The organism is Micromonospora costi, from assembly GCF_003626655.1.
Lineage (GTDB): Bacteria > Actinomycetota > Actinomycetes > Mycobacteriales > Micromonosporaceae > Micromonospora > Micromonospora costi.
The window spans coordinates 1-19,887 of sequence record NZ_RBAN01000015.1 but is presented as its reverse complement, the minus strand read 5'-3'; the positions used below and the strand labels follow the sequence as shown (position 1 = coordinate 19,887).

Annotated in this window: 12 protein-coding genes; 9 read left to right on the top strand and 3 right to left on the bottom strand. The window is 71.8% G+C overall.

From position 1 onward, the window contains the following. The first annotated feature begins 1,342 nt into the window (after window positions 1-1,342). Window positions 1,343-3,145, top strand: a complete 1,803-nt coding sequence (locus D7193_RS32990) for a M28 family peptidase (RefSeq protein ID WP_174242809.1) — start codon at window positions 1,343-1,345, stop codon at window positions 3,143-3,145. 96 nt (window positions 3,146-3,241) lie between these two features. Here D7193_RS32990 and D7193_RS32985 read toward each other — a convergent pair whose 3' ends face one another. Both D7193_RS32985 and D7193_RS32980 read right to left on the bottom strand, forming a co-directional pair. Beyond that, complete coding sequence (locus D7193_RS32985; protein ID WP_120783597.1) at window positions 3,242-3,940, bottom strand: SDR family oxidoreductase; 699 nt, start codon at window positions 3,938-3,940, stop codon at window positions 3,242-3,244. 56 nt (window positions 3,941-3,996) lie between these two features. Then, window positions 3,997-4,482 (bottom strand): winged helix-turn-helix transcriptional regulator, encoded by a 486-nt coding sequence (locus D7193_RS32980; protein ID WP_120783596.1) that lies wholly within the window; start codon window positions 4,480-4,482, stop codon window positions 3,997-3,999. 213 nt (window positions 4,483-4,695) lie between these two features. Here D7193_RS32980 and htpG point away from each other — a divergent pair, with 213 nt between their 5' ends. The 6 genes from htpG to D7193_RS32950 all read left to right on the top strand — a co-directional run bounded on the left by htpG (window position 4,696) and on the right by D7193_RS32950 (window position 17,775). Continuing rightward, entirely contained in the window at window positions 4,696-6,609 is a 1,914-nt protein-coding gene (htpG, locus tag D7193_RS32975; protein WP_120783595.1) for a molecular chaperone HtpG, read from the top strand. A 108-nt stretch (window positions 6,610-6,717) separates the two neighbouring features. Beyond that, complete coding sequence (locus D7193_RS32970) at window positions 6,718-7,647, top strand: diacylglycerol/lipid kinase family protein (RefSeq protein WP_120783594.1); 930 nt, start codon at window positions 6,718-6,720, stop codon at window positions 7,645-7,647. 668 nt (window positions 7,648-8,315) lie between these two features. After that, entirely contained in the window at window positions 8,316-11,435 is a 3,120-nt protein-coding gene (locus D7193_RS34000; protein WP_206612058.1) for an OmpL47-type beta-barrel domain-containing protein, read from the top strand. A 17-nt stretch (window positions 11,436-11,452) separates the two neighbouring features. Beyond that, window positions 11,453-12,415: a sugar phosphate isomerase/epimerase family protein gene (locus D7193_RS32960; protein WP_120783593.1), complete on the top strand. Its 963-nt coding sequence runs from the start codon at window positions 11,453-11,455 to the stop codon at window positions 12,413-12,415. Then, entirely contained in the window at window positions 12,412-13,626 is a 1,215-nt protein-coding gene (locus D7193_RS32955) for a multicopper oxidase domain-containing protein (protein ID WP_206612057.1), read from the top strand. Before D7193_RS32960 ends, D7193_RS32955 begins: the two co-directional genes overlap by 4 nt. Window positions 13,627-13,725: 99 nt before the next feature. After that, window positions 13,726-17,775: a ThuA domain-containing protein gene (locus tag D7193_RS32950; protein WP_120783592.1), complete on the top strand. Its 4,050-nt coding sequence runs from the start codon at window positions 13,726-13,728 to the stop codon at window positions 17,773-17,775. Between the two features lie 74 nt (window positions 17,776-17,849). Here D7193_RS32950 and D7193_RS34500 read toward each other — a convergent pair whose 3' ends face one another. After that, a complete protein-coding gene (locus D7193_RS34500; RefSeq protein ID WP_158674903.1) occupies window positions 17,850-18,278 on the bottom strand; it encodes a hypothetical protein in 429 nt (142 codons plus the stop codon). 136 nt (window positions 18,279-18,414) lie between these two features. Between D7193_RS34500 and D7193_RS34495 the strand changes: the two genes are divergently transcribed. Next, window positions 18,415-18,774, top strand: a complete 360-nt coding sequence (locus tag D7193_RS34495; protein ID WP_120783598.1) for an ArsR/SmtB family transcription factor — start codon at window positions 18,415-18,417, stop codon at window positions 18,772-18,774. Then, the gene (locus D7193_RS32935; RefSeq protein WP_120783591.1) at window positions 18,771-19,250 is read left to right on the top strand and encodes an SRPBCC domain-containing protein; all 480 of its coding nucleotides are present in this window, start codon (window positions 18,771-18,773) and stop codon (window positions 19,248-19,250) included. The genes D7193_RS34495 and D7193_RS32935 overlap by 4 nt, the downstream gene beginning before the upstream one ends. Window positions 19,251-19,887: the final 637 nt, after the last annotated feature.

Sequence of the window (19,887 nt, the reverse complement as noted above, 5' to 3'; positions counted from 1 at the left end):
CCGGGCCGGGCCATGATTCCACCACCGGGGTGACCCCGCCCACGGCACACCCGTCCCCAAACCGGACATCCGCCCCGAGCGGGCATGCCGCCACCCGGACAGACGGGCACGGTGGGCACACCGGCCCCGGGCTTCGGACGGCCGGACAGTCGACTGGCGCAGCCCAGCTCGCGTCATCGACCGGGCATAGACGGCTCGCCAGCCCCGAGTGGGCTGGCCCGGACACTTCCACCGGCAGGGCCCGTCTCCGGGTGACCGGCTCGACTTTCTTGAAGTCGCGCTGTCCGGACGGGTGGGATGCCGCGACTTCCTGGACCGGAGTCGATCATGCCGGTCAGGGTGGTCGTGCGGGGTCGGATGGGGCAGTCGGGCGTGAGTGGCACTAGATCGCCGATGTGGCGGTGTCCGGTGCGCGGGGACCCCGCCATATCGGCGAAATGGAGTCGATCACGCTCGGCCACGCCGGAGATGCCCTCTCGCTTGATCGACTCGACTTTCCTGAAGTCGCGCTGTCCGGACGGGTGGGATGCCGCGACTTCCTGGAACCGGAGTCGATCATGCCGGTCAGGGTGGTCGTGCGGGGTCGGATGGGGCAGTCGGGCGTGAGCGGCACCAGGTCGCCGATATGGCGGTGTCCGGCGCGGATGGACCCCGCCATATCGGCGAAATGGAGTCGATCACGGTGAGGCGTACCGGCATCGGCGGTGCCGGGTCGCTGGGTGCCCGGTGGCCGGTGCCGGTGCGGGGCGCCTTTCCGTTTCGCGCCACGGGCCCTCACACGCCACCACACGGTGCCGATCGGTCGCCAAGGGCTCCGATCGGCTCAAGATCGCGCAACATCCTGGAAGTAGTGGCCTCAACGGCCGGCGGAGGCCACTACTTCCGGGATGTTGCGCGATCTTGGCGGGTGGGGGTGGGTCAGAGGCGGGACTGGATCAGTCCACTGGTCCGAAGCTCGGCGAACGTGTCCCTGCTCCTCGGCTGTGCGAGGGCGCCTGGTGCCTCGGTCGTCGGCCGCCCCAGATCTGGGGCAGCTCGACAGCGAGCGACTCCGCCCGTGGGGCCAGAGGGTCCCCCTCGCGCGTGATCGACTCGGGTTCCTTGACGTCGGGCTGTCCGGACGCGCGGGACGCCGCGACTTCCGGGAACCGGAGTCGATCACGGTGGGACGCGACCGGACGGAAGGCGGGTGGCCCGGCGTCCGGGCCCGGCCCGGGTGATCCACCCGGTCTCGGGCGCGAGTCGCCATCGGCGAACCGGCGACTGTTCCGGACGAACGACCGTTGCCGGCAGGTATAGATGAGTGTCACTGTCAAGCTCCCTCCGACCCCGAGGAGCCCCGATGACAGGCAGAACGTTGAGCGCGCGGATCGCGCTCGTCGTGTGCACCGGGATGACGCTGACGCTGGCCACCCAACCGGTCGCCGCGTCCCCGTCCGCAGGCCCAGCCGGCGCCGCGCCGGAACCAGCCCACGCCGCACCCGTCGCCGCCGCGCGGGACGCCGTCGTACCGCAGGACGTCGTCGCGCTGGCCGCGCCGGACATCTCGGTGACCAACGTGCAGGCGCACCTCACCCAGTTCAACAGCATCGCGACCAGCAACGGCGGCAACCGGCGGGCGGGTTCGGCCGGGTACACGGCGTCGGTCGCGTACGTGAAGAGCCGCCTCCAGGCCGCCGGTTACACCGTCACCGTGCAGCGTTGCACCTCCTGCACGTACCCGTCGAACAACGTCATCGCCGAGTGGCCGGGCGGTCCGGCCGACCAGGTGGTCATGTTCGGCGCACACCTGGACGGCGTGTCCGCCGGCCCGGGCATCAACGACAACGCGTCCGGGTCGTCGACGCTGCTGGAGAACGCGTTGGTGCTCGCCCAGCAGAACCCGACGATGACCAAGCGGGTGCGGTTCGCGTGGTGGACCGACGAGGAGCAGGGTCTCAACGGCTCGCGGTTCTACGTCAACTCGCTGAGCGCCACCCAGCGCGGGTACATCAAGGGCTACTACAACTTCGACATGGTCGGCTCGGTCAACGGCGGCTACTTCATCAACCGGGTCACGTCGACCACGGCGGCGCCGCTGAAGGCGTACTGGGACTCGTTGGGGCTTCAACCGGAGGAGAACGTCGAGGGCCAGGGACGCTCCGACGACTACCCGTTCCAGCAGGCCGGCATCCCGACCTCGGGGTACGCGGCCGGCGCCAGCGCCCGCAAGACCAGCGCCCAGGCGGCCAAGTGGGGCGGGACGGCCAACGCGGCGTACGACCCGTGCTACCACCGCTCGTGCGACACCACGGCCAACATCAGTGCGACCGTGCTCAACCGGTCGGCGGACGGTGTCGCGTACGCCATCTGGCAGCTCGCGGTCAGCGACGGCGCGCCGGGCAACGACTTCTCCGTGGCGGTGAGCCCGACGTCGGGCAGCGTGGCCCGGGGTTCCTCCCGCACCGCCACGGTGACGACCGCGACCACCTCGGGGTCGCCGCAGGCCGTCGCGCTCTCCGCGTCCGGGATGCCGAGTGGCGTGACGGTGACGTTCAGCCCGTCGTCGGTCACGTCCGGCGGCTCGTCGACGATGACCGTGTCGGCGTCCGCGTCGGCCGCCACCGGCGCCTTCACCATCACGGTGACCGGGACCGGGTCCCAGACGCGCACGGCCACCTACGCGCTGACGGTGACCGGCACCGGCGGCTGCGCGGGAGGCCAGCTCATCGTCAACGGCGGCTTCGAGAACGGTTCCAGCCCCTGGACGGCGAGTTCCGGCGTGATCACCAGTTCGTCGGGCCAGCCGGCCCGGACCGGCACCTGGAAGGCGTGGCTGGGCGGGTACGGCAGCACCCGCACCGAGACCCTCGCGCAGACGGTGACGCTACCGGCCGGCTGCACCGCGTCCACGCTGTCGTTCTGGCTCCACATCGACACGGCCGAGACCACGTCGTCCACCGCGTACGACCGGCTCACGGTGCGGGCGGGCAGTACGACGCTCGCCACGTGGTCCAACCTGAACGCCGCGCCCGGTTACGTCCAGCGCAGCGTGAACGTCGGGGCGTACGCCGGCCAGACGGTGAGCCTGACGTTCACCGGGACCGAGGACGCGTCGCTGCAGACGAGCTTCGTGATCGACGACGTGACACTCCAGGCGAGCTGACACTCCAGGCGGGCTGACGCTGCAGGCCAGCTGACCACGGACGAGGGCGGCCGCCGGATTCGTCCGGCGGCCGCCCGCACCTGTTCGACCGTGCCGTCAGGGCAGCTGCGGGTAGAGCGCGGCGACCCCGCCGGCGAGACCGGCCCGCACCTGGCGGCTCAGGTCGTCGGCCAGGATCTCGTAGGAGTCCGCCTCGATGCCGTCCACCGCGATCCGGGCGATCTCGGCCGGGTCGAGCTTCGGGGCGGTGACGGCGGCGGTCATGTCGGTGTCCATGTAGCCGACGTGCAGGCCGGCCACCCGGACGCCGCGCTCGGCGAGCTGCGCCCGCAGGGCGTTGGTCAGCGCCCACTCGGCCGACTTGGCCGCGCTGTACGCGCCGGCGTTCGGCAGGCTGAGCCAGGACAGCACGGACAGGACGTTGAGGATGGTCCCGCCGCCGTTGCCGGCGATCACGGGGGCGAACGCCCGCACCATGGACAGCGTGCCGAAGTAGTGGGTGTCCATCTCCAGCCGGACGCGCTCCAGATCGGCGTCGAGCAGGTCGGCGCCCGTGCTGGAGCCGGCGTTGTTGACGAGCAGGTTCACGTCGCGGGCGAGTTCGGCCGCGGCGGCGACCGAGGCGGGGTCGGTGATGTCCAGCCGGATCGGCGTGACCCCGGGCAGGTCGACGGTCTGCGGGTTGCGGGCGGCGGCGTAGACGGTCGCGCCCCGGGCGGTGAGTTCGGCGGCGAGCATGCGGCCGAAGCCGCGGTTGGCCCCCGTGACGAGGGCGGTGCTTCCGGCGATCTTCATGGGTGTGCTCCTGGTGGTCGAGGGGTGGCGGAGGCCGGCGGTCGCCGTCCGCGTGGTCAGTCGCGGTTCGCGCGCAGCAGGCCGGGTCCCGGGCGTACGTCGATGCCGTCCGGCTCCACGTCGTGTCCGGCGGCGCACCGCAGCACCGCGTGGACCTCGGCGCCGCAGTCGTGGTGCTCGACCCGTACGGAGGGGCCGGCGGCGTCGGCCGCCCAGGTGTCGCCCCACTGCCGCAGCGCGACGAGGACGGGCACGAGCTGGGCGCCCTTGTCGGTGAGGACGTACTCGTCCCGGGTCCGCTGACCGGGCTCCCGGTAGGGCCGCCGCTCGAGCAGCCCGTCGGCGACGAGCTGCTTGAGCCGGGCCGCGGCGACCGGCTCGCTGATGCCCACCCGGGCGGCGAACTGGTCGAACCGCCGGGTGCCCATCGACGCCTCGCGCAGCAGCAGGAGCGTCGAGCGGTTACCGACCACGTCGAGCGTCCGGGCGATGGAGCAGTTGGTCGTGAGCCAGGCGTCCCGGTCGGCGAGGAAGTCCGTCATGGCCACCACGCTACGGGGCTGACTTAGGGATAGCAAAGTCAGCTACGTCACGAACGGTGACCGCCGCGGGCGGGAATATCCGCGCCCGACGCCGGCACGGGCCGCCCCGGTGACGGCTCGTATCCTGTCCGCGAACACCCACGCGACGCGGACCCGCGGACAGCCACGCGAGGCGGATCCGCGAACACGCACGCGAGCCAGAAGGGAGACGGTGTGGGCAACCAGGTCGAGACGTTGGAGTTCCAGGCCGAGGCGCGTCAGCTGCTCCAGCTGATGGTCCACTCGATCTACTCGAACAAGGACGTCTTCCTCCGCGAGCTGATCTCGAACGCGTCGGACGCGCTGGACAAGCTGCGCCTGGCCGCCCTGGTCGACAAGGACCTCGACGTCGACACCGCGGACCTGCACATCGAGATCGAGGTCGACCGCGAGGCGCGCACGCTGACGGTGCGGGACAACGGCATCGGGATGACCCGCGACGAGGTGGTCTCGGTGATCGGCACCATCGCCAAGTCGGGCACGGCCGAGCTGCTGCGGGCGATGCGGGAGTCCGCGGACGCGGCCGCCAGGCAGGAACTCATCGGCCAGTTCGGCGTCGGCTTCTACGCGGCGTTCATGGTCGCCGACCGGGTCGAGCTGCTGACCCGCAAGGCCGGCGAGCAGGGCGGCACCCGCTGGTCGTCGACCGGTGAGGGCACCTACTCGGTCGAACCGGTCGACACCGCCCCGCAGGGGACGGCCGTCACGCTGCACCTCAAGCCGGCCGACGCCGAGGACAACCTCCACGACTACACCGCCGAATGGACGATCCGGGAGATCGTCAAGCGGTACTCCGACTTCATCGCCTGGCCCGTTTGGATGACCGTGGAGCGTCCCGGCGAGGACGGCGCCACCACCCGCGAGGTGCAGACGCTCAACTCGATGAAGGCCCTCTGGGCCCGGCCGCGCGACGAGGTCGACGAGGCCGAGTACCACGAGTTCTACAAGCACGTCGCCCACGACTGGGCCGACCCGCTCGAGATCGTCCACATGCGGGGCGAGGGCACCTTCGAGTACGAGGCGTTGCTGTTCATCCCGGCGCACGCGCCGCTGGACCTGTTCTCCCCGCAGGGCCGACGCGGCGTCCAGCTCTACGTCAAGCGCGTCTTCATCATGGACGACTGCGAGGCGCTGATGCCGCCGTACCTGCGCTTCGTGCGGGGCGTGGTGGACGCGCACGACCTGTCGCTGAACATCTCCCGCGAGATCCTCCAGCAGGACCGGCAGATCCAGGTCGTCCGGCGGCGGCTGGTCCGCAAGGTCCTCGCCACCGTGAAGGACCTCAAGACCAACCACGCGGAGCGGTACCGCACGTTCTGGACCGAGTTCGGCGCGGTCGTCAAGGAAGGCCTCATCGACGACGCGGAGAACCGGGACACGCTGCTGGAGCTGGTCAGCGTCGCCTCCACCCACGACCCGGCCGAGCCGACCGACCTGCGCGGCTACGTGGAGCGGATGAAGGACGGCCAGGGCGAGATCTGGTACGCCACCGGCGAGTCCCGCGCCATGCTCGAGAACTCGCCGCACATGGAGGCGTTCCGCGCCAAGGGGCTCGAGGTGCTGCTGCTCACCGACCCCGTCGACGAGGTGTGGGTCGAGCGGGTCGGCGCGTACGACGGCAAGCCGCTGCGCTCGATCGCCAAGGGCGACGTCGACCTGGACACCGACGAGGAGCGCCAGCAGGCCGAGGCGGAGCGCGAGCAGCAGCGCAAGGACTACGCCGAGCTGCTGACCTGGATGGGCGGCGCGCTGGCCGACAGCGTCCGGGAGGTCCGCCTCTCGTCCCGGCTGACCACCTCGCCGGCGTGCGTGGTCGGTGACGCGCACGACCTCACGCCGACGCTGGAGAAGATGTACCGGGCCATGGGCCACGAGGTGCCGTCGGTCAAGCGGATCCTCGAGCTGAACCCGGGCCACCCGCTGGTCGCCGGGCTGCGCAAGGCGCACGAGCAGGGCGGCGACCAGGGCGAGCTGCGCGACACCGCCGAGCTGCTGTACGGGATGGCTCTGCTCGCCGAGGGCGGCGAGCTGTCCGACCCGTCTCGGTTCACCCGTATCCTCGCCGACCGGCTCTCCCGGACCCTCTGAGCCCGTCGGGGGCCGGCGGGGCGGAAGCCGTCCCGCCGGCCCGGCGGGAGACCTGCCTCACCGGCCCGGCACGCGTGGGAAACCGGCCCATCGGGTACCACCGGGGGCATGAGCACGAGCACCGCGCCCGCCCCGCCCGCGCCCGCCGCCCGGACGGGCACGGTCGCGGTCGTCGCCCACCGCCGCAAGACGCTCGGCGGCGGTCTCGACGAGCTGCGGGCGATGCTCGCCGGCGCGGGCGTGGACGACCTGCTCTGGTACGAGGTGCCGAAGAGTCGCAAGGCGCCGAAGAAGGTCCGCAAGGCGCTGGAGAAGGGCGCGGAGCTGATCTTCGTCTGGGGCGGGGACGGCATGGTGCAGCGGTGCGCCGACGCGCTCGCCGGCTCGGGGACGCCGATGGCGATCCTCCCCGCCGGCACCGCGAACCTCTTCGCCGCCAACCTCGGCGTCCCTGAGGACCTGACCGAGGCGGTGCGCATCGGGCTGCACGGCCGGCGCCGCCGGCTCGACCTGGGCCGGGTCAACGGCGAGCACTTCGCCGTGATGGCGGGTGCGGGGTTCGACGGGGACCTCATCCGGGAGGCGGACCGCGACCTGAAGGGCCGCTTCGGCCGGCTCGCGTACGTCTGGACCGGGCTGCGGCACGTGCGGGGCGAACTGGTGCACACCCGCATCCGGGTCGACGGCGTCACCTGGTTCGAGGGCGAGGCGAGCTGCGTGCTCTTCGGCAACGTCGGGACGATCACCGGCGGGATCCCCGCCTTCGACGACGCCCGGCCGGACGACGGCTACCTGGAGGTCGGGGTGTCGACGGCCAGCGGGGCGATCGACTGGGCCCGTACCCTCGGTCGCATGGCCGCCGGCCGGTCGGCGAAGTCGCCGTTCGTCCGGATCACGCGGGGCCGGAAGGTGAAGGTCCGCCTCGCCGCGCCGCGGACGTACGAACTCGACGGCGGCGCGCGCGGCGCGGTCCGCAAGCTCAGCGTCCGCTCGGTGCCCGGGGCGCTCACCGTGTGCTGCCCCGAGACGTCCGCCTGACGGTACGCGGATCCGCCCGGCCGGAAGCGGACCGGCCCGTCCGATCGGCCGTCCTCACGCGACGTGGCAACCGCCCGAAGAGGACAAACCAACCCGTGTAACGCCCTTGATGCGGCCGACGCTGCGAACTTTCGTTTGTTTGGAGAAAAGTACAGCCAGGGCAAACGAAAGCTCTGGACACGTCCGGGCCAACTTAGTAGTGTCGGGTTCCATCGATATGTTTCAGCGAGATGAACCGGCGGCGCGGTGAGTCTCGAACGGTGATCCCGGGCTGCCTGACACGTCCGGCGGTCACCGGTCCGGCCGGCGGCGGCAGCCCTGGCCGGCGGCACGCCCAGCGACCCGGCGTGGGGGAGGCGCCGTGGGTGACCGACCGACCTCCGTCCCGGCTCCGATGACGCCTCGACCGGCTCCGAGGCGGCACACCACCGCGTCAGCCTCGCGCTGACCCCGGCCCGACGACGCGGGCGATCCGGCTCGTCCGCGCAGCGGGCGCACTCCAACCACACAGGACGACCGTGGCGCCGCCACGGCCGGGGATCCCGTGCGGCCAGGGAGGGGCCCACGGCACCGCCGATCGGCGACATATCTGACAAGAGGTGACCTGACATCGACGGGGGATGCCAGCCCCGCCGGTGCGCCGCCTCGGACGTGGGAGAGAGGCATTGATGAACGGGTACTCACCCCCCGGCCGGCTCCCGGCCGCCCGGCTCCGGAGATCGATCGCGGCCGTCGCGACGGCCGCCCTGATGTGGGTGACGGCCGGTGCGGTGGCGGCGCCCGCGAGCGCGCGCCCGGTCGACACCGAACGGCCGACCACAGCCGCCGCGGCACAGCCGCGCCAGATGCAGGCCCAGGTGCTGACCTGGACCGCCGGCGACAGCTTCCTCGCGTACCGCTCCGCCCCCACCACGGCGGTGGCCGGGCCGGCGACCCTCGTCTTCGAGAACAGCGCCGCGACCGGCAACACCACCGGCATGCAGCACACCCTGACCTTCGACACCGGCAACCCGTCGTACAACAGCGACGTCGACGTCAACATCCTGGCCGACCCGAACGACGCCAACGGCGGCCGGTGGACCGTCGACGTGGTGCTCAGCCCGGGCACCTACCGGTACTTCTGCGCGATCCCCGGCCACGGCAGCATGACCGGCCTCCTCGTGGTGACCGGCGGAGGGTCGGACACCACGGCGCCGACCGTGACCGCCGAGGTGACCGGCGAGAAGGACGACGACGGCGCGTACGTGGGCAGCGCCACCGTGAACCTGTCGGCGACCGACGAGGGCTCGGGCGTCGACAAGGTCGAGTACTCCCTCGACGGCGGCGCCTTCGGCGTCTACTCCGGGCCGGTCACCGTGAACCAGCCGGGGCAGCACACCGTCAGCTACCGGGCCACCGACAACGCGGGCAACACCTCGGAGGTGCAGTCGGTGTCGTTCACGGTGGCGCAACCGCCGCCGGACGACACCACGGCCCCCACGGCGACCGCCTCGGTGACCGGTCAGCAGGACCCCGACGGCGCGTACGTGGGCAGTGCCACGGTGACGCTGTCGGCCACGGACACGGAGTCCGGCGTCGACCGGATCGAGTACTCGCTCGACGGCGGCGCCTACGCCACCTACGCCGCGCCGCTCAGCGTCACGGCGGTCGGCCAGCACACGGTGTCGTACCGGGCGACGGACCGCGCGGGCAACACGTCGGCGGTGCAGTCGGTGTCGTTCACGGTGGTCGCGCCCTCCGGGCAGGACACCACGGCACCGACCGTGACGGCCGAGGTGACCGGCGAGAAGGACGACGACGGCGCGTACGTGGGCAGCGCCACGGTGACCCTGTCGGCGACCGACGAGGGATCGGGCGTCGACACGGTCGAGTACTCCCTCGACGGGCAGCCGTACGCCACCTACTCGGCGCCGGTCGCGGTGAACCAGCCGGGCCAGCACACGGTCAGCTACCGGGCCACCGACAAGGCGGGCAACACCTCCGAGGCGCAGTCGGTGTCGTTCACGGTGGCGGAGGCCTCGCCAGCTGACACCACGGCACCGACGACGTCGGCCGCGGTCACCGGCCAGCAGAACACCGAGGGCGCGTACGTGGGCAGCGCCACGGTGACGGTGTCGGCCACCGACACGGAGTCCGGCGTGGACCGGATCGAGTACGCGCTCGACGGTGGCGCCTACGCCACGTACTCGGCGCCGGTGAGCGTCACCGCGCTCGGTCAGCACACGGTGTCGTACCGGGCCACTGACAAGGCGGGCAACACCTCGGCGGCGCAGTCGGTGTCCTTCACCGTGGTGGCGCCCCCGCCGGAGGACACCACGGCGCCGACCACGTCCGCCATGCTGCACGGCCAGAAGAACGCCGAGGGTGCCTTCGTGGGCAGCGCCACGGTGATGGTCTCGGCGACGGACACCGGCTCGGGCGTCGACCGGATCGAGTACTCCCTCGACGGGCAGCCGTACGCCACCTACTCCGCGCCGGTGACGGTCAACCAGCCGGGCCAGCACACGGTCGCCTACCGGGCCACCGACAAGGCGGGCAACACCTCGGCGGTGAAGTCCGTGTCGTTCAGCGTGGTCGCGCCCCCGTCGGACGACACGACGCCGCCCACCGTGACCGCGTCGGTCTCCGGGCAGGTCGACGACGACGGCGCCTACCTGGGCAGCGCCACGCTGACGCTGTTCGCACTGGACACCGGCACCGGGGTCGACCGGATCGAGTACGCGCTCGACGGCGCCGAGTACGTCCGCTACCTCCGGCCGATCGTCGTGGACGAGCCCGGCGACCACGTGCTGAGCTTCCGGGCCACCGACAAGGTCGGCAACACCGCCGGCCCCGGTTCGGTCACCTTCACCGTGATCGCCACCGGCTCCGGCGTGAACTGCCGCGTGCCCGACACCCGCCCGACTGTGTGGTTCGGGACGCTGGACAGCGGCGTGCCCAACCGGCCGGTCGAGGGCGAGTGCACGATCAACAACCTCTTCGACGGCCGGCAGACCTGGCTCGACCACGCCGAGTTCGTCAACCACGTGAAGGTGGTAGGCGACCACCTGGTCCACCTCGGGGTGCTGACCGAGAAGGAGCGCAAGAAGCTGGTCGACGCGGCCCGCAGTTCCGCGGTCGGCAAGCCGGAGGCCAAGGCCGGTTACCAGCCGCTGCTCGACTCCACGGCCGCGTCGTTCAAGAACTGGGAGCACGTGGGCGGTGGCGGCTTCGTCCGCAACGCCGACGGGTCGATCACCAGCCGGGCCGTGGCGGGGATGGGCATGCTCTGGTACCCCGCACAGGAGTACCGGGACTTCTCCCTGAAGCTGCAGTGGCGTGACGACGCGCCGGGCGACGGCCGCGCCAACAGCGGTGTCTTCGTCCGCTTCCCGCAGGTCCACGACCACCCGGACGAGCCGCGTCCGGAGTGGGTGGCCATCAAGTACGGCCACGAGCTGCAGATCTACGACAGCCCGGCGGGCGACCGCTACAAGAGCGGTTCGGTGTACGGGTTCGACGAGGTCGACCTCTCCGGGGCGCAGGTCACGCCGAAGGGCACCTGGAACGACTACGAGATCCGGGTGGTCGGGCAGCACTGGTCCGTCTTCCGCAACGGCGAGCTGATCAACGAGTACCTGAACCCGTCGGACGCCGTCTTCGACCCGCCCCGGTCGGACGACCCGGGTGGGGCCGGCCGGCAGAGCGCCAGCGGCTACATCGGCCTGCAGAACCACAGCGCCGGCGATGTCGTCAGCTTCCGGAACGTCCGGATCGCCCCGCTGACCCCCGCCTCCGCCGGCAACTGAGCGAAGGGAACACCACCATGGCAAAGCAGAGAATCGACCGACGGGCGCTGCTGCGCGGTCTCGCCGGTTCCACGGTCGCGGTCGGCGCGGCCAGCCTCACCGGGGCTCTTCCCGCCTCCGCCGCGGGCGGCCGGGGCCGGCTGATCCCCCAGGGGCACATGGGCATCCAGCTGTACAGCGTCCGCGACAAGATCTCCCAGTTCGGGTTCGCGTACGTCTTCGACGAGCTGTCCCGGATCGGCTACCGCGAGGTCGAGTTCGCCGGCTACACCCAGGGCAACGTCGGGGCGATCACACCGCAGCAGATCCGCCGGCTGCTCGACGACAACGGGCTCAAGGCGGTGGGCAGCCACCGCGGCCTGGGCGACTTCCGCACCAACCTGGAGCAGGAGCTGGACATCGCCGAGACGCTCGGCATGCCCACCCTCGGCACCGCCGAGGCGCCCACCGGCAACCGCACGATCGACGGCTACAAGGCGGCGGCCGCGGAGTTCAACGCGTGGGGCGCCGCCGCGGCGGCCCGGGGCATCAAGCTCTACCAGCACAACCACACGATCGAGTTCAGCTTCGCGACCGACCGTCCGGACGTGCGGCTGTACGACCTGTTCCTGGAGCTCACCGACCCGCGCTACGTGTACCTGGAGATGGACATCCTCTGGGCGTACGGCGGGGCCCGCAAGTACCCCGGCTTCCGGCCCGTCGACTACGTCAACGCCCACCCGGAGCGGTACCCGATGTTCCACGTCAAGGACGGCGTCCCACTGCCCGACCCGCAGCAGGGCAACTCCTACCTCGACGTGGAGTTCGGCGCCGGCGTCATCCCGTTCACCGAGTTCTTCGGTGAGCTGAAGCACCGGGGCCGGTTCGAGTACCTGTGGGAGCAGGACAGCGCGCCGAACGCCCAGCCCAACCCGCCCGGGTCGCTGGGCGCCGCCGAGCGCAGCTACCGGCGGATGCGGAACCTGCGGGGGACCCGGTGACCGCCCCCGCCTGGCGGCTGGCCGACGACGGCCCCGCGCCGGAGACCGGGCCGCAGCCCCCGGCCCGGTCCGGTTCCACCACGCGCCGGATGCTGGTCGTGGCGACGATCGTGGCGCTGACGCTGCTCGGCGCGGGCGGGTTCGCGGTGGCGAACGGCGCCGCCGCCCTGCTTCCGGAACGACCCGAGGGTTGCGACCAACCCGACCGCACGGTCCAGCTGTACGCGGTGGAGCTGCCCCGCGACGGCAACCAGATCCGGCTCGGCTACGGCCTCACGCCGGAGACGGCCTCGTACCCGGGCCCGACCATGGAGATGACGGAGGGCGAGTGCCTGGCCGTCACCCTGCACAACCAGGTGCCCGCCGCGACCCTGGAGCAGCTGCGCACCGACCCCACGCATCCGCTGGGGGTCTCGCTGCACGTGCACGGGGTGAAGTACACCCAGCTCTCCGACGGCACGGTGCAGAGCTACTCGTACGTGCCGCCCGGCCAGTCGCGCACCTACACCTGGTACGCGAAGAAGCGCGACCGTACGGCCGGGACTCCGGGCACCGCCGGCTACTGGTGGTACCACGACCACGTGGTGGGCGGCCCGCACGGGACCAAGGGCATCGGCTCCGGGCTCTTCGGCGGCCTGGTCGTGCGGCGGCCGGGCGACCTGAGGCCGGACCGGACGTACATGACCGTCTTCGGTGACCAGCAGAGCATCAACCTGCGCCGCGGCGCGGCCGCCGACACCTGCGACCAGGAGAACCCGCAGCCCGGCCCGACCTGCATCGTGGCCAAGAAGGGGGAGCGGGTCGAGTTCATCGTCGTGGGCATCGGCAACGACATGCACACGTTCCACGTGCACGGTCACTCGTGGGCGGACACCCGGACCGGGGTGGTGAACGGCACGAACGCCGAGACCGACCAGGTGCCGACCATCGACAACAAGACGCTCGGGCCGGGTGACTCGTTCGGTGTCCAGATCGTCGCCGGCGACTCGGTCGGGCCGGGTCACTGGATGATCCACTGCCACATGCAGTTCCACTCCGACGCCGGCATGTACACGACCATGCACGTCCTCGACGAGAACGGAAACATGCCGCCGGGTGGTGAGCACGACCACGCCACGGCCGGCGCGGCCACGGCCCCGGCCGGCGCCGCCCCCGCAGGCGGTGACGCGGCCCCGGCGGGCAGCGGCGCCGCAGCGCACCAGCACAACTGACCGCCGGCGGTGGGGGTGGCCGCCGGGCACCCCGGCGTCCACCCCCGCCCCGCAACCCCCCGTCATCGCAGGTCCGTTTCAACCCGAAAAGGAGTCGAGATGGCTCACAGACGCCATTTCCGGATCTCCCCATGGTTCGGACGCCACCGGTCCGACCCGACCGGATCCCGCACCGACGCCACCCTGCCGGAGCCGCTGCGGCGCCGTGGCGGCCTACCCCGCCGGCTCGGTGCCCTCGCCACCGGCGCCGTGCTCGCGCTCGGCGGGCTGGGCGTGCCCGCCCGCGCCGCGGCGCCCGCCGCCGCGCCCGTCGCCGCGGCGTCGGTCAAGGTGCTGGTCTTCCACGGCCCGACCACCGAACAGGACGACCCGGTCGCCGGGGCGGCGGCCGCCATCACCAAGCTGGGCACGCAGCACGGGTTCACCGTCGACGTGTCCGCCGACCCGAGCGTGTTCACCTTCGCCAACCTGGCCCAGTACCGGGGCGTGGTGTTCCTGTCCGCGAACGGCGTGACGCTCACCGACGCCCAGGAGGCGGCCTTCCAGGCGTACGTCAAGGGTGGCGGCGGGTTCGTGGGCGTGCACGACGCGGCCCGCGCCCAGCCGAACTCCTCCTGGTTCACCGGCCTGATCGGCACCCGGCCGGCGGCCGGCCTGCCCAACGCCGAGAAGCCGGTCTCGGCCACCGCCAGCGGGGAGAACCCGCCGAACGAGACCGCAGCGCAGGCGATCGACGGGTCGACCGGCACCAAGTGGCTGGTCCGGACGGCGACCGGTTGGCTGGCCGCGAAGCTCGCGCAGCCGGTGGTGGTCAGCCGGTACGCGCTCACGTCGGCCAACGACTTCCCCGGCCGCGACCCGAAGAACTGGACCCTGCAGGGCTCCCAGGACGGCAGCACGTGGACCGACCTGGACACCCGCACCGACGAGACGTTCCCGCAGCGGTTCCAGACCAAGCAGTACAGCTTCACCAACACCACGGCGTACCAGCACTACCGGTTGAACATCACCGCGAACAGCGGGGAGCCCCTCACCCAGCTCGCCGAGCTGTGGCTGATCGGGCCGGACGCCGGGCCGCCGCCGGAGAGCACCGTGCAGCCGGCCGTGGTCGACTTCACCGACCGGCAGCACCCGGCCAACAAGGGGATGCCGCTCACCGTGAAGCGGTCCGACCAGTGGATCAACTGGGACCCGAGCCCGACCGGGAGGGTGCACACCGTCGCGCAGGTCGAGGAGGGCACCTACGACCCGGGCCTGAGCGGCAACGGCGCCTTCCACCCGATCTCCTGGTGCCAGGACTACGACGGTGGCCGCTCGTTCTACACCGGCATGGGCCGCACCGCGGAGAGCTGGAGCACCGACACCCAGTTCCAGAGCCACCTGGCCGGCGCCATCAAGTGGACCACCGGCATGGTGCGCGGCGACTGCCAGGCGACCATCGCGGCCAACTACCGGATCGACCGGCTGACCGCGACCAACCAGCAGGGCCAGCTCGACCAGATCGGTGAGCCGCACGGTCTGACCATCGCCGAGGACGGCAAGGTCTTCTACATCGGCAAGGCCGCCTGCCCGAGCGGGCCGATCGCCAACTGGGACGACCCGAACGTCGGCCTCGGCTGCGGCACGATCCACCAGTGGGACCCGAAGACCAACCAGGTCAAGCTGCTCACCACCCTCGCCGTGATGGGCAACCGGGGCAGCGGCAGCGAGCTGGTGAAGAACGAGGAGGGTCTGGTCGGCATCACGCTGGACCCGAAGTTCGCGCAGAACGGCTGGATCTACGTCTACTGGATGCCGCACGAGTCGATCGACCGGGACCGGCGGATCGGCAAGCGGACCGTCTCGCGGTTCACGTACGACGCCGCGGCGCAGACGATCGACCAGTCCACCCGCAAGGACCTGTTGAGCTGGGACACCCAGATCCACAGCTGCTGCCACGCCGGTGGCGGCATGACCTTCGACGAGTCCGGCAACCTCTACATCGGCTCCGGCGACAGCAACTCCTCCGGCGGATCCGACGGCTACTCGGGCAACAACTGGACCCAGGACTACAAGGGCGTCTCCTTCCAGGACGCCCGCCGTACGGCCGGCAACACCAACGACCTGAACGGCAAGATCCTGCGGATCCACCCGGAGGCCGACGGCACGTACACGATCCCCGAGGGCAACCTGTTCACCGGCCAGGAGGAGGGTGGCGGCAAGACCCGCCCGGAGATCTACGTGATGGGCGTGCGCAACATCGCCCGGATCGCCTGGGACCCGGTGAACGACTGGCTGACCGCCGCGTGGGTCGGCCCGGACGCGGGCGGCCCGAACCCGGAGCTCGGCCCGGCCAAGTACGAGACGGCCACGATCATCAAGTCCGCGGGCAACCAGGGCTGGCCGTACTGCATGGGTAACCGGCAGCCGTACCGCGACCGCAGCAGTACCGACGCGACCGTGCTGACCGGCTGGTACGACTGTGACCACCCGAAGAACGAGTCGCCGCGCAACACCGGTCTGGTCAACCTCCCGCCGATCCGGGACAACATGATCTGGTACTCGCCGCAGGGCGGCGGTCCGGTCTACCCGGAGCGCACCGACGGGAGCGGACTGCCGACGTACAAGCTCGGCGACGAGACCTTCACCGAGCCGTACCTCAAGGGCGGCGGCCAGGCGATCATGGACGGCCCGACGTACCAGCGGGAGAACGTCGACACCACCAGCGGTGTCGCCTGGCCGGAGTACTGGGACGACAAGTGGTTCATCGGTGACCAGTCGAACGCCAACAACCGGATCGCGGTGACCGTCGACAAGAAGAAGGTCGACAGCCACGGCCCGCCGGCGTTCGCCGAGGACCTGCGCTCCATCATCCGGTCCGGCAACGGTGGCAACCAGCTCCAGTCCTGGATGGACGCGAAGTTCGGGCCGGACGGCGCGCTGTACATGCTCGACTACGCCGGCGGGTTCTTCAGCCTCCACCCGAACCAGAAGCTGATCCGGATCGCCTACACCGGCGGGCCGGCCACGCCGAACCCGGGTGACGCGGGCGTGCGGGCCGTCGCGCAGAGCGACCCGAAGGCCATCCAGTTCTCCAGCGCCCGGGCCGGCGGCGTGGCGTGGGAGTGGAACTTCGGTGACGGCAGCGCGGTGTCGCGCGAGGCGAACCCCGTGCACCGGTACGCGGACTACGGCGCGCACCAGGTCATCCTCAAGGTGACCTACGCCAACGGCGAGGTGGCGACCACCATCCTGCCGGTGAACGTCGGCTGTGCGGTGCCCGACACCCGCTCGACCGTGCGGATGCTCGACACCGACACCCGGGTGACCAACTACGCGGTCGGCGGCGGGTGCACCGTCAACGACCTGATCGACGACGAGCGTGACTGGGGCAACCACACCCAGTTCGTCCGTCACGTCCAGGACGTGGTCGCGCAGCTGCGTGCCGACGGCGAGATCGACAAGCAGGACGGCAACCGTCTGATCCAGGCGGCCAGGGACTCGGAGGTGGGCAACACCCCCGGCTACCGGCCCATCTTCGACGGCACCGCCCAGTCGCTCGCCGACTGGCGGCAGGCGCCCAGCGGATCGTTCGCGCTGCGCAGTGACGGCTCGATCCGCAGCTCCGGCGGCCTGGGCATGCTCTGGTACGCCGGGAAGGAGTTCGCCGACTTCTCGGTCCGGTTGAGGTTCCGGGACGTCTCCGCCGGCAGCACGTACGCCAACGGCGGCGTCTTCACCCGGTTCCCCGACCCCCGGACGCCCGTCGACCAGCGGCCCGAGTGCGGCCGGGTCGGCTCGGCGGCCGGTTCACAGGCCTGGGTGGCGATCTACTGCGGTCACGAGATCCAGATCTACGACGGGCCGACGGGTGAGCCGCAGAAGACGGGTTCGATCTACAACTTCGACCCGAACACGCTGGACCAGGCACGGGTGACCCCGAAGGGCCAGTGGAACGAGTACGAGGTCCGGGTGGTCGGCCAGCACTACACGATCATCCGGAACGGCGTGGTGATCAACGAGTTCGACAACACGCCGGGCAAGTCGTCGTCCCGCGCGGGCGACCCGCCCACGGACCTGCGGCAGTTCCTCAGCGGGTACATCGGGCTGCAGAACCACAGCACGAACGACCTCATCGAGATCCGCGACGTGCGGGTCCGGGAGCTGTAACTCCAGGGCGTGCCGGGTACGGAGGACCCACCCTCCGTACCCGGCACTGCCGTGTCCGCGGCCGGTCGGCGCCGTCAGGCCTTGCGGGCCGTACGCCGGTTGCCGAAGGACTCCATGGTGGTCGCCTTCTTCGCCGGCGCCCGGGTGGCGGAGGTGGTCCGCGTCCCGGCCGGAGCCTTCTTCGCGGCCTTCTTCGCCGCCGCCGTCGTGGCCGGCGCCTTCTTCGGCGGCGCGTTCTTCGCGGCGGCCGCCTTCGCCGTGGGCCTGCGGGTGGGCGTCGCGGTCGTGGCGGAGGTGTCCTTCTTCCGGGCGACGCGGGTCGTGGTCGCCGTGGGCTTCTCGCCGGGACTCTTGGCCGCGCTCGCGCCGGTGGCCCGCTTCGTGGCGGCGGCGACCTTCTTGGCCGCCGCCTTCCGGTTCATCGGGGCCTTCTTCGCCCCGGTGGCCTTCCGGGCCCCGGTCGGGCGGCTGCCCGGCGGGACGGCATTCCTGCCTGCGGTCATCCTCGCTCCTCCTCAGGTCGGCCCCGGTCGGCCGGGTCTTCCCGCGACCCGAGCGGGCAAACGCCGCGCGGCGGCGGGCGGCGACAAAGTTAACCATTCACTTGACTATCGGCCGGCGAGGTGGAAGGTTAAGCATGTGCCTAACCATCAGGGATCGCTCGACCGGGTGTTCCACGCGCTCGCGGATCCGTCCCGGCGCGGCATCGTCGAGCGGCTGGCCCGCGGCCCAGCCTCGGTAAGCGAGCTGGCCCGCCCGCTGGACATGTCGCTACCGGCCGTGCTCCAGCACCTCCAGGTGCTCGAAAGCAGCGGGCTGGTCGTGTCCGAGAAGGCCGGGCGGGTGCGCACCTGCCGGGTGGAGCCGGCCGTGCTGCGCGCGGCCGAGTCCTGGCTCGGCGCCCAACGCACCGCCTGGGAGCGGTGCCTGGACCGGCTCGACGAGGTGCTGACCGCAGGGCCGGCCGATCTCGCAGCAGGAGGAGAGGATCAACCATGACCACGTCCGAAACCATCCACTCGACGTTCACGCTGGAGCGCCACTACGCGGCCCCGCCCGCCGCGGTCTTCGCGGCCTGGGCGGATCCCGCCGTCAAGGCGCGCTGGTTCGCCGGCGGGGGCGGCGAGCACGAACTCGACTTCCGGGTCGGCGGCCGGGAACGGGTTCTCGGCCGGCACGACGGCAAGGTGCTGACCTTCGAGGCCCGCTACCAGGACATCGTCCAGGGCGAGCGGATCGTCTCCAGCTCCACCCTGTCGTCCGACGACACGCTGTCGACCGTGTCCATCACCACCGTCGAGTTCGTGCCCGACGGCGACGGCACCCGCCTCGTGCTGACCGAACAGGGCACGTACCTCGACGGCCACGAGCAGCCGGCCTGGCGCGAGCAGGGCACGGCGTCCCAGCTCGACGCCCTCACGGCCGAGCTCGACGCCCTCACGGCCGAGCTGGACGCGACCCGGACGGCCGGCTGACGCCGCTCGAGCGCGCAGCCGGTCCTGGGTCTCGTCGCGGTACCGCCTCGGGCAGCCCTCTAGAGGCAGGGCTCGGGTGCTGTCGAGCTGCCCCAGAAATGGGGCAGCCCCGGCACGCACCGCCGGCCTGTCCCCGCAAGAACGACAACAGGACCGCGGCCACCGCGACCGCCGCGGTCGGCACGGCGCAACCGCAGCCGGGACGGGCCTGGCGTCGAACGCCCGGGGCAGGCGACATCGCCCAGCCACGCGACAGCCGTTTCGCACGCGGTCGGCACGGCGCAACCGCAGCCGGGACGGGCCTGGCGTCGAACGCCCACGGGCATGCGGCATCGCCCAGCCACGCGACAACCGTTTCGCACGGCCAGGGCGGCGCGCCCCGCACACCGACGGCCGCCCCATAGCTGGGGCAGCTCGACAGCGCCGGACGCCCCTCCCACCAGCGGGGCGTGCCGCCTCCGCCAGGCCCGTGCGCCACCGCAGGACCGCCGGCGAGGGCCCGGCAGAGTGAGGGCCCGGCAGAGTGAGGGCCCGGCAGGGTGCCCCCCCCCCCCCCCCCCCCCCGCCCCCCCCCCCCCCCCCCCCCCCCCGGGGGGGGGGGCGCGGGCCCGCCCGGCGGTGGGGGGGCGGGTGGGGG

Coding starts and splice junctions, on each gene's coding strand:
- D7193_RS34500 (WP_158674903.1), bottom strand. CDS start 18,278: ATGACCGCAGGCAGGAATGCCGTCCCGCCGGGCAGCCGCCCGACCGGG.
- D7193_RS32980 (WP_120783596.1), bottom strand. CDS start 4,482: ATGACGGACTTCCTCGCCGACCGGGACGCCTGGCTCACGACCAACTGC.
- D7193_RS34000 (WP_206612058.1), top strand. CDS start 8,316: ATGAACGGGTACTCACCCCCCGGCCGGCTCCCGGCCGCCCGGCTCCGG.
- D7193_RS32950 (WP_120783592.1), top strand. CDS start 13,726: ATGGCTCACAGACGCCATTTCCGGATCTCCCCATGGTTCGGACGCCAC.
- D7193_RS32985 (WP_120783597.1), bottom strand. CDS start 3,940: ATGAAGATCGCCGGAAGCACCGCCCTCGTCACGGGGGCCAACCGCGGC.
- D7193_RS32970 (WP_120783594.1), top strand. CDS start 6,718: ATGAGCACGAGCACCGCGCCCGCCCCGCCCGCGCCCGCCGCCCGGACG.
- D7193_RS32990 (WP_174242809.1), top strand. CDS start 1,343: ATGACAGGCAGAACGTTGAGCGCGCGGATCGCGCTCGTCGTGTGCACC.
- D7193_RS32935 (WP_120783591.1), top strand. CDS start 18,771: ATGACCACGTCCGAAACCATCCACTCGACGTTCACGCTGGAGCGCCAC.
- D7193_RS32960 (WP_120783593.1), top strand. CDS start 11,453: ATGGCAAAGCAGAGAATCGACCGACGGGCGCTGCTGCGCGGTCTCGCC.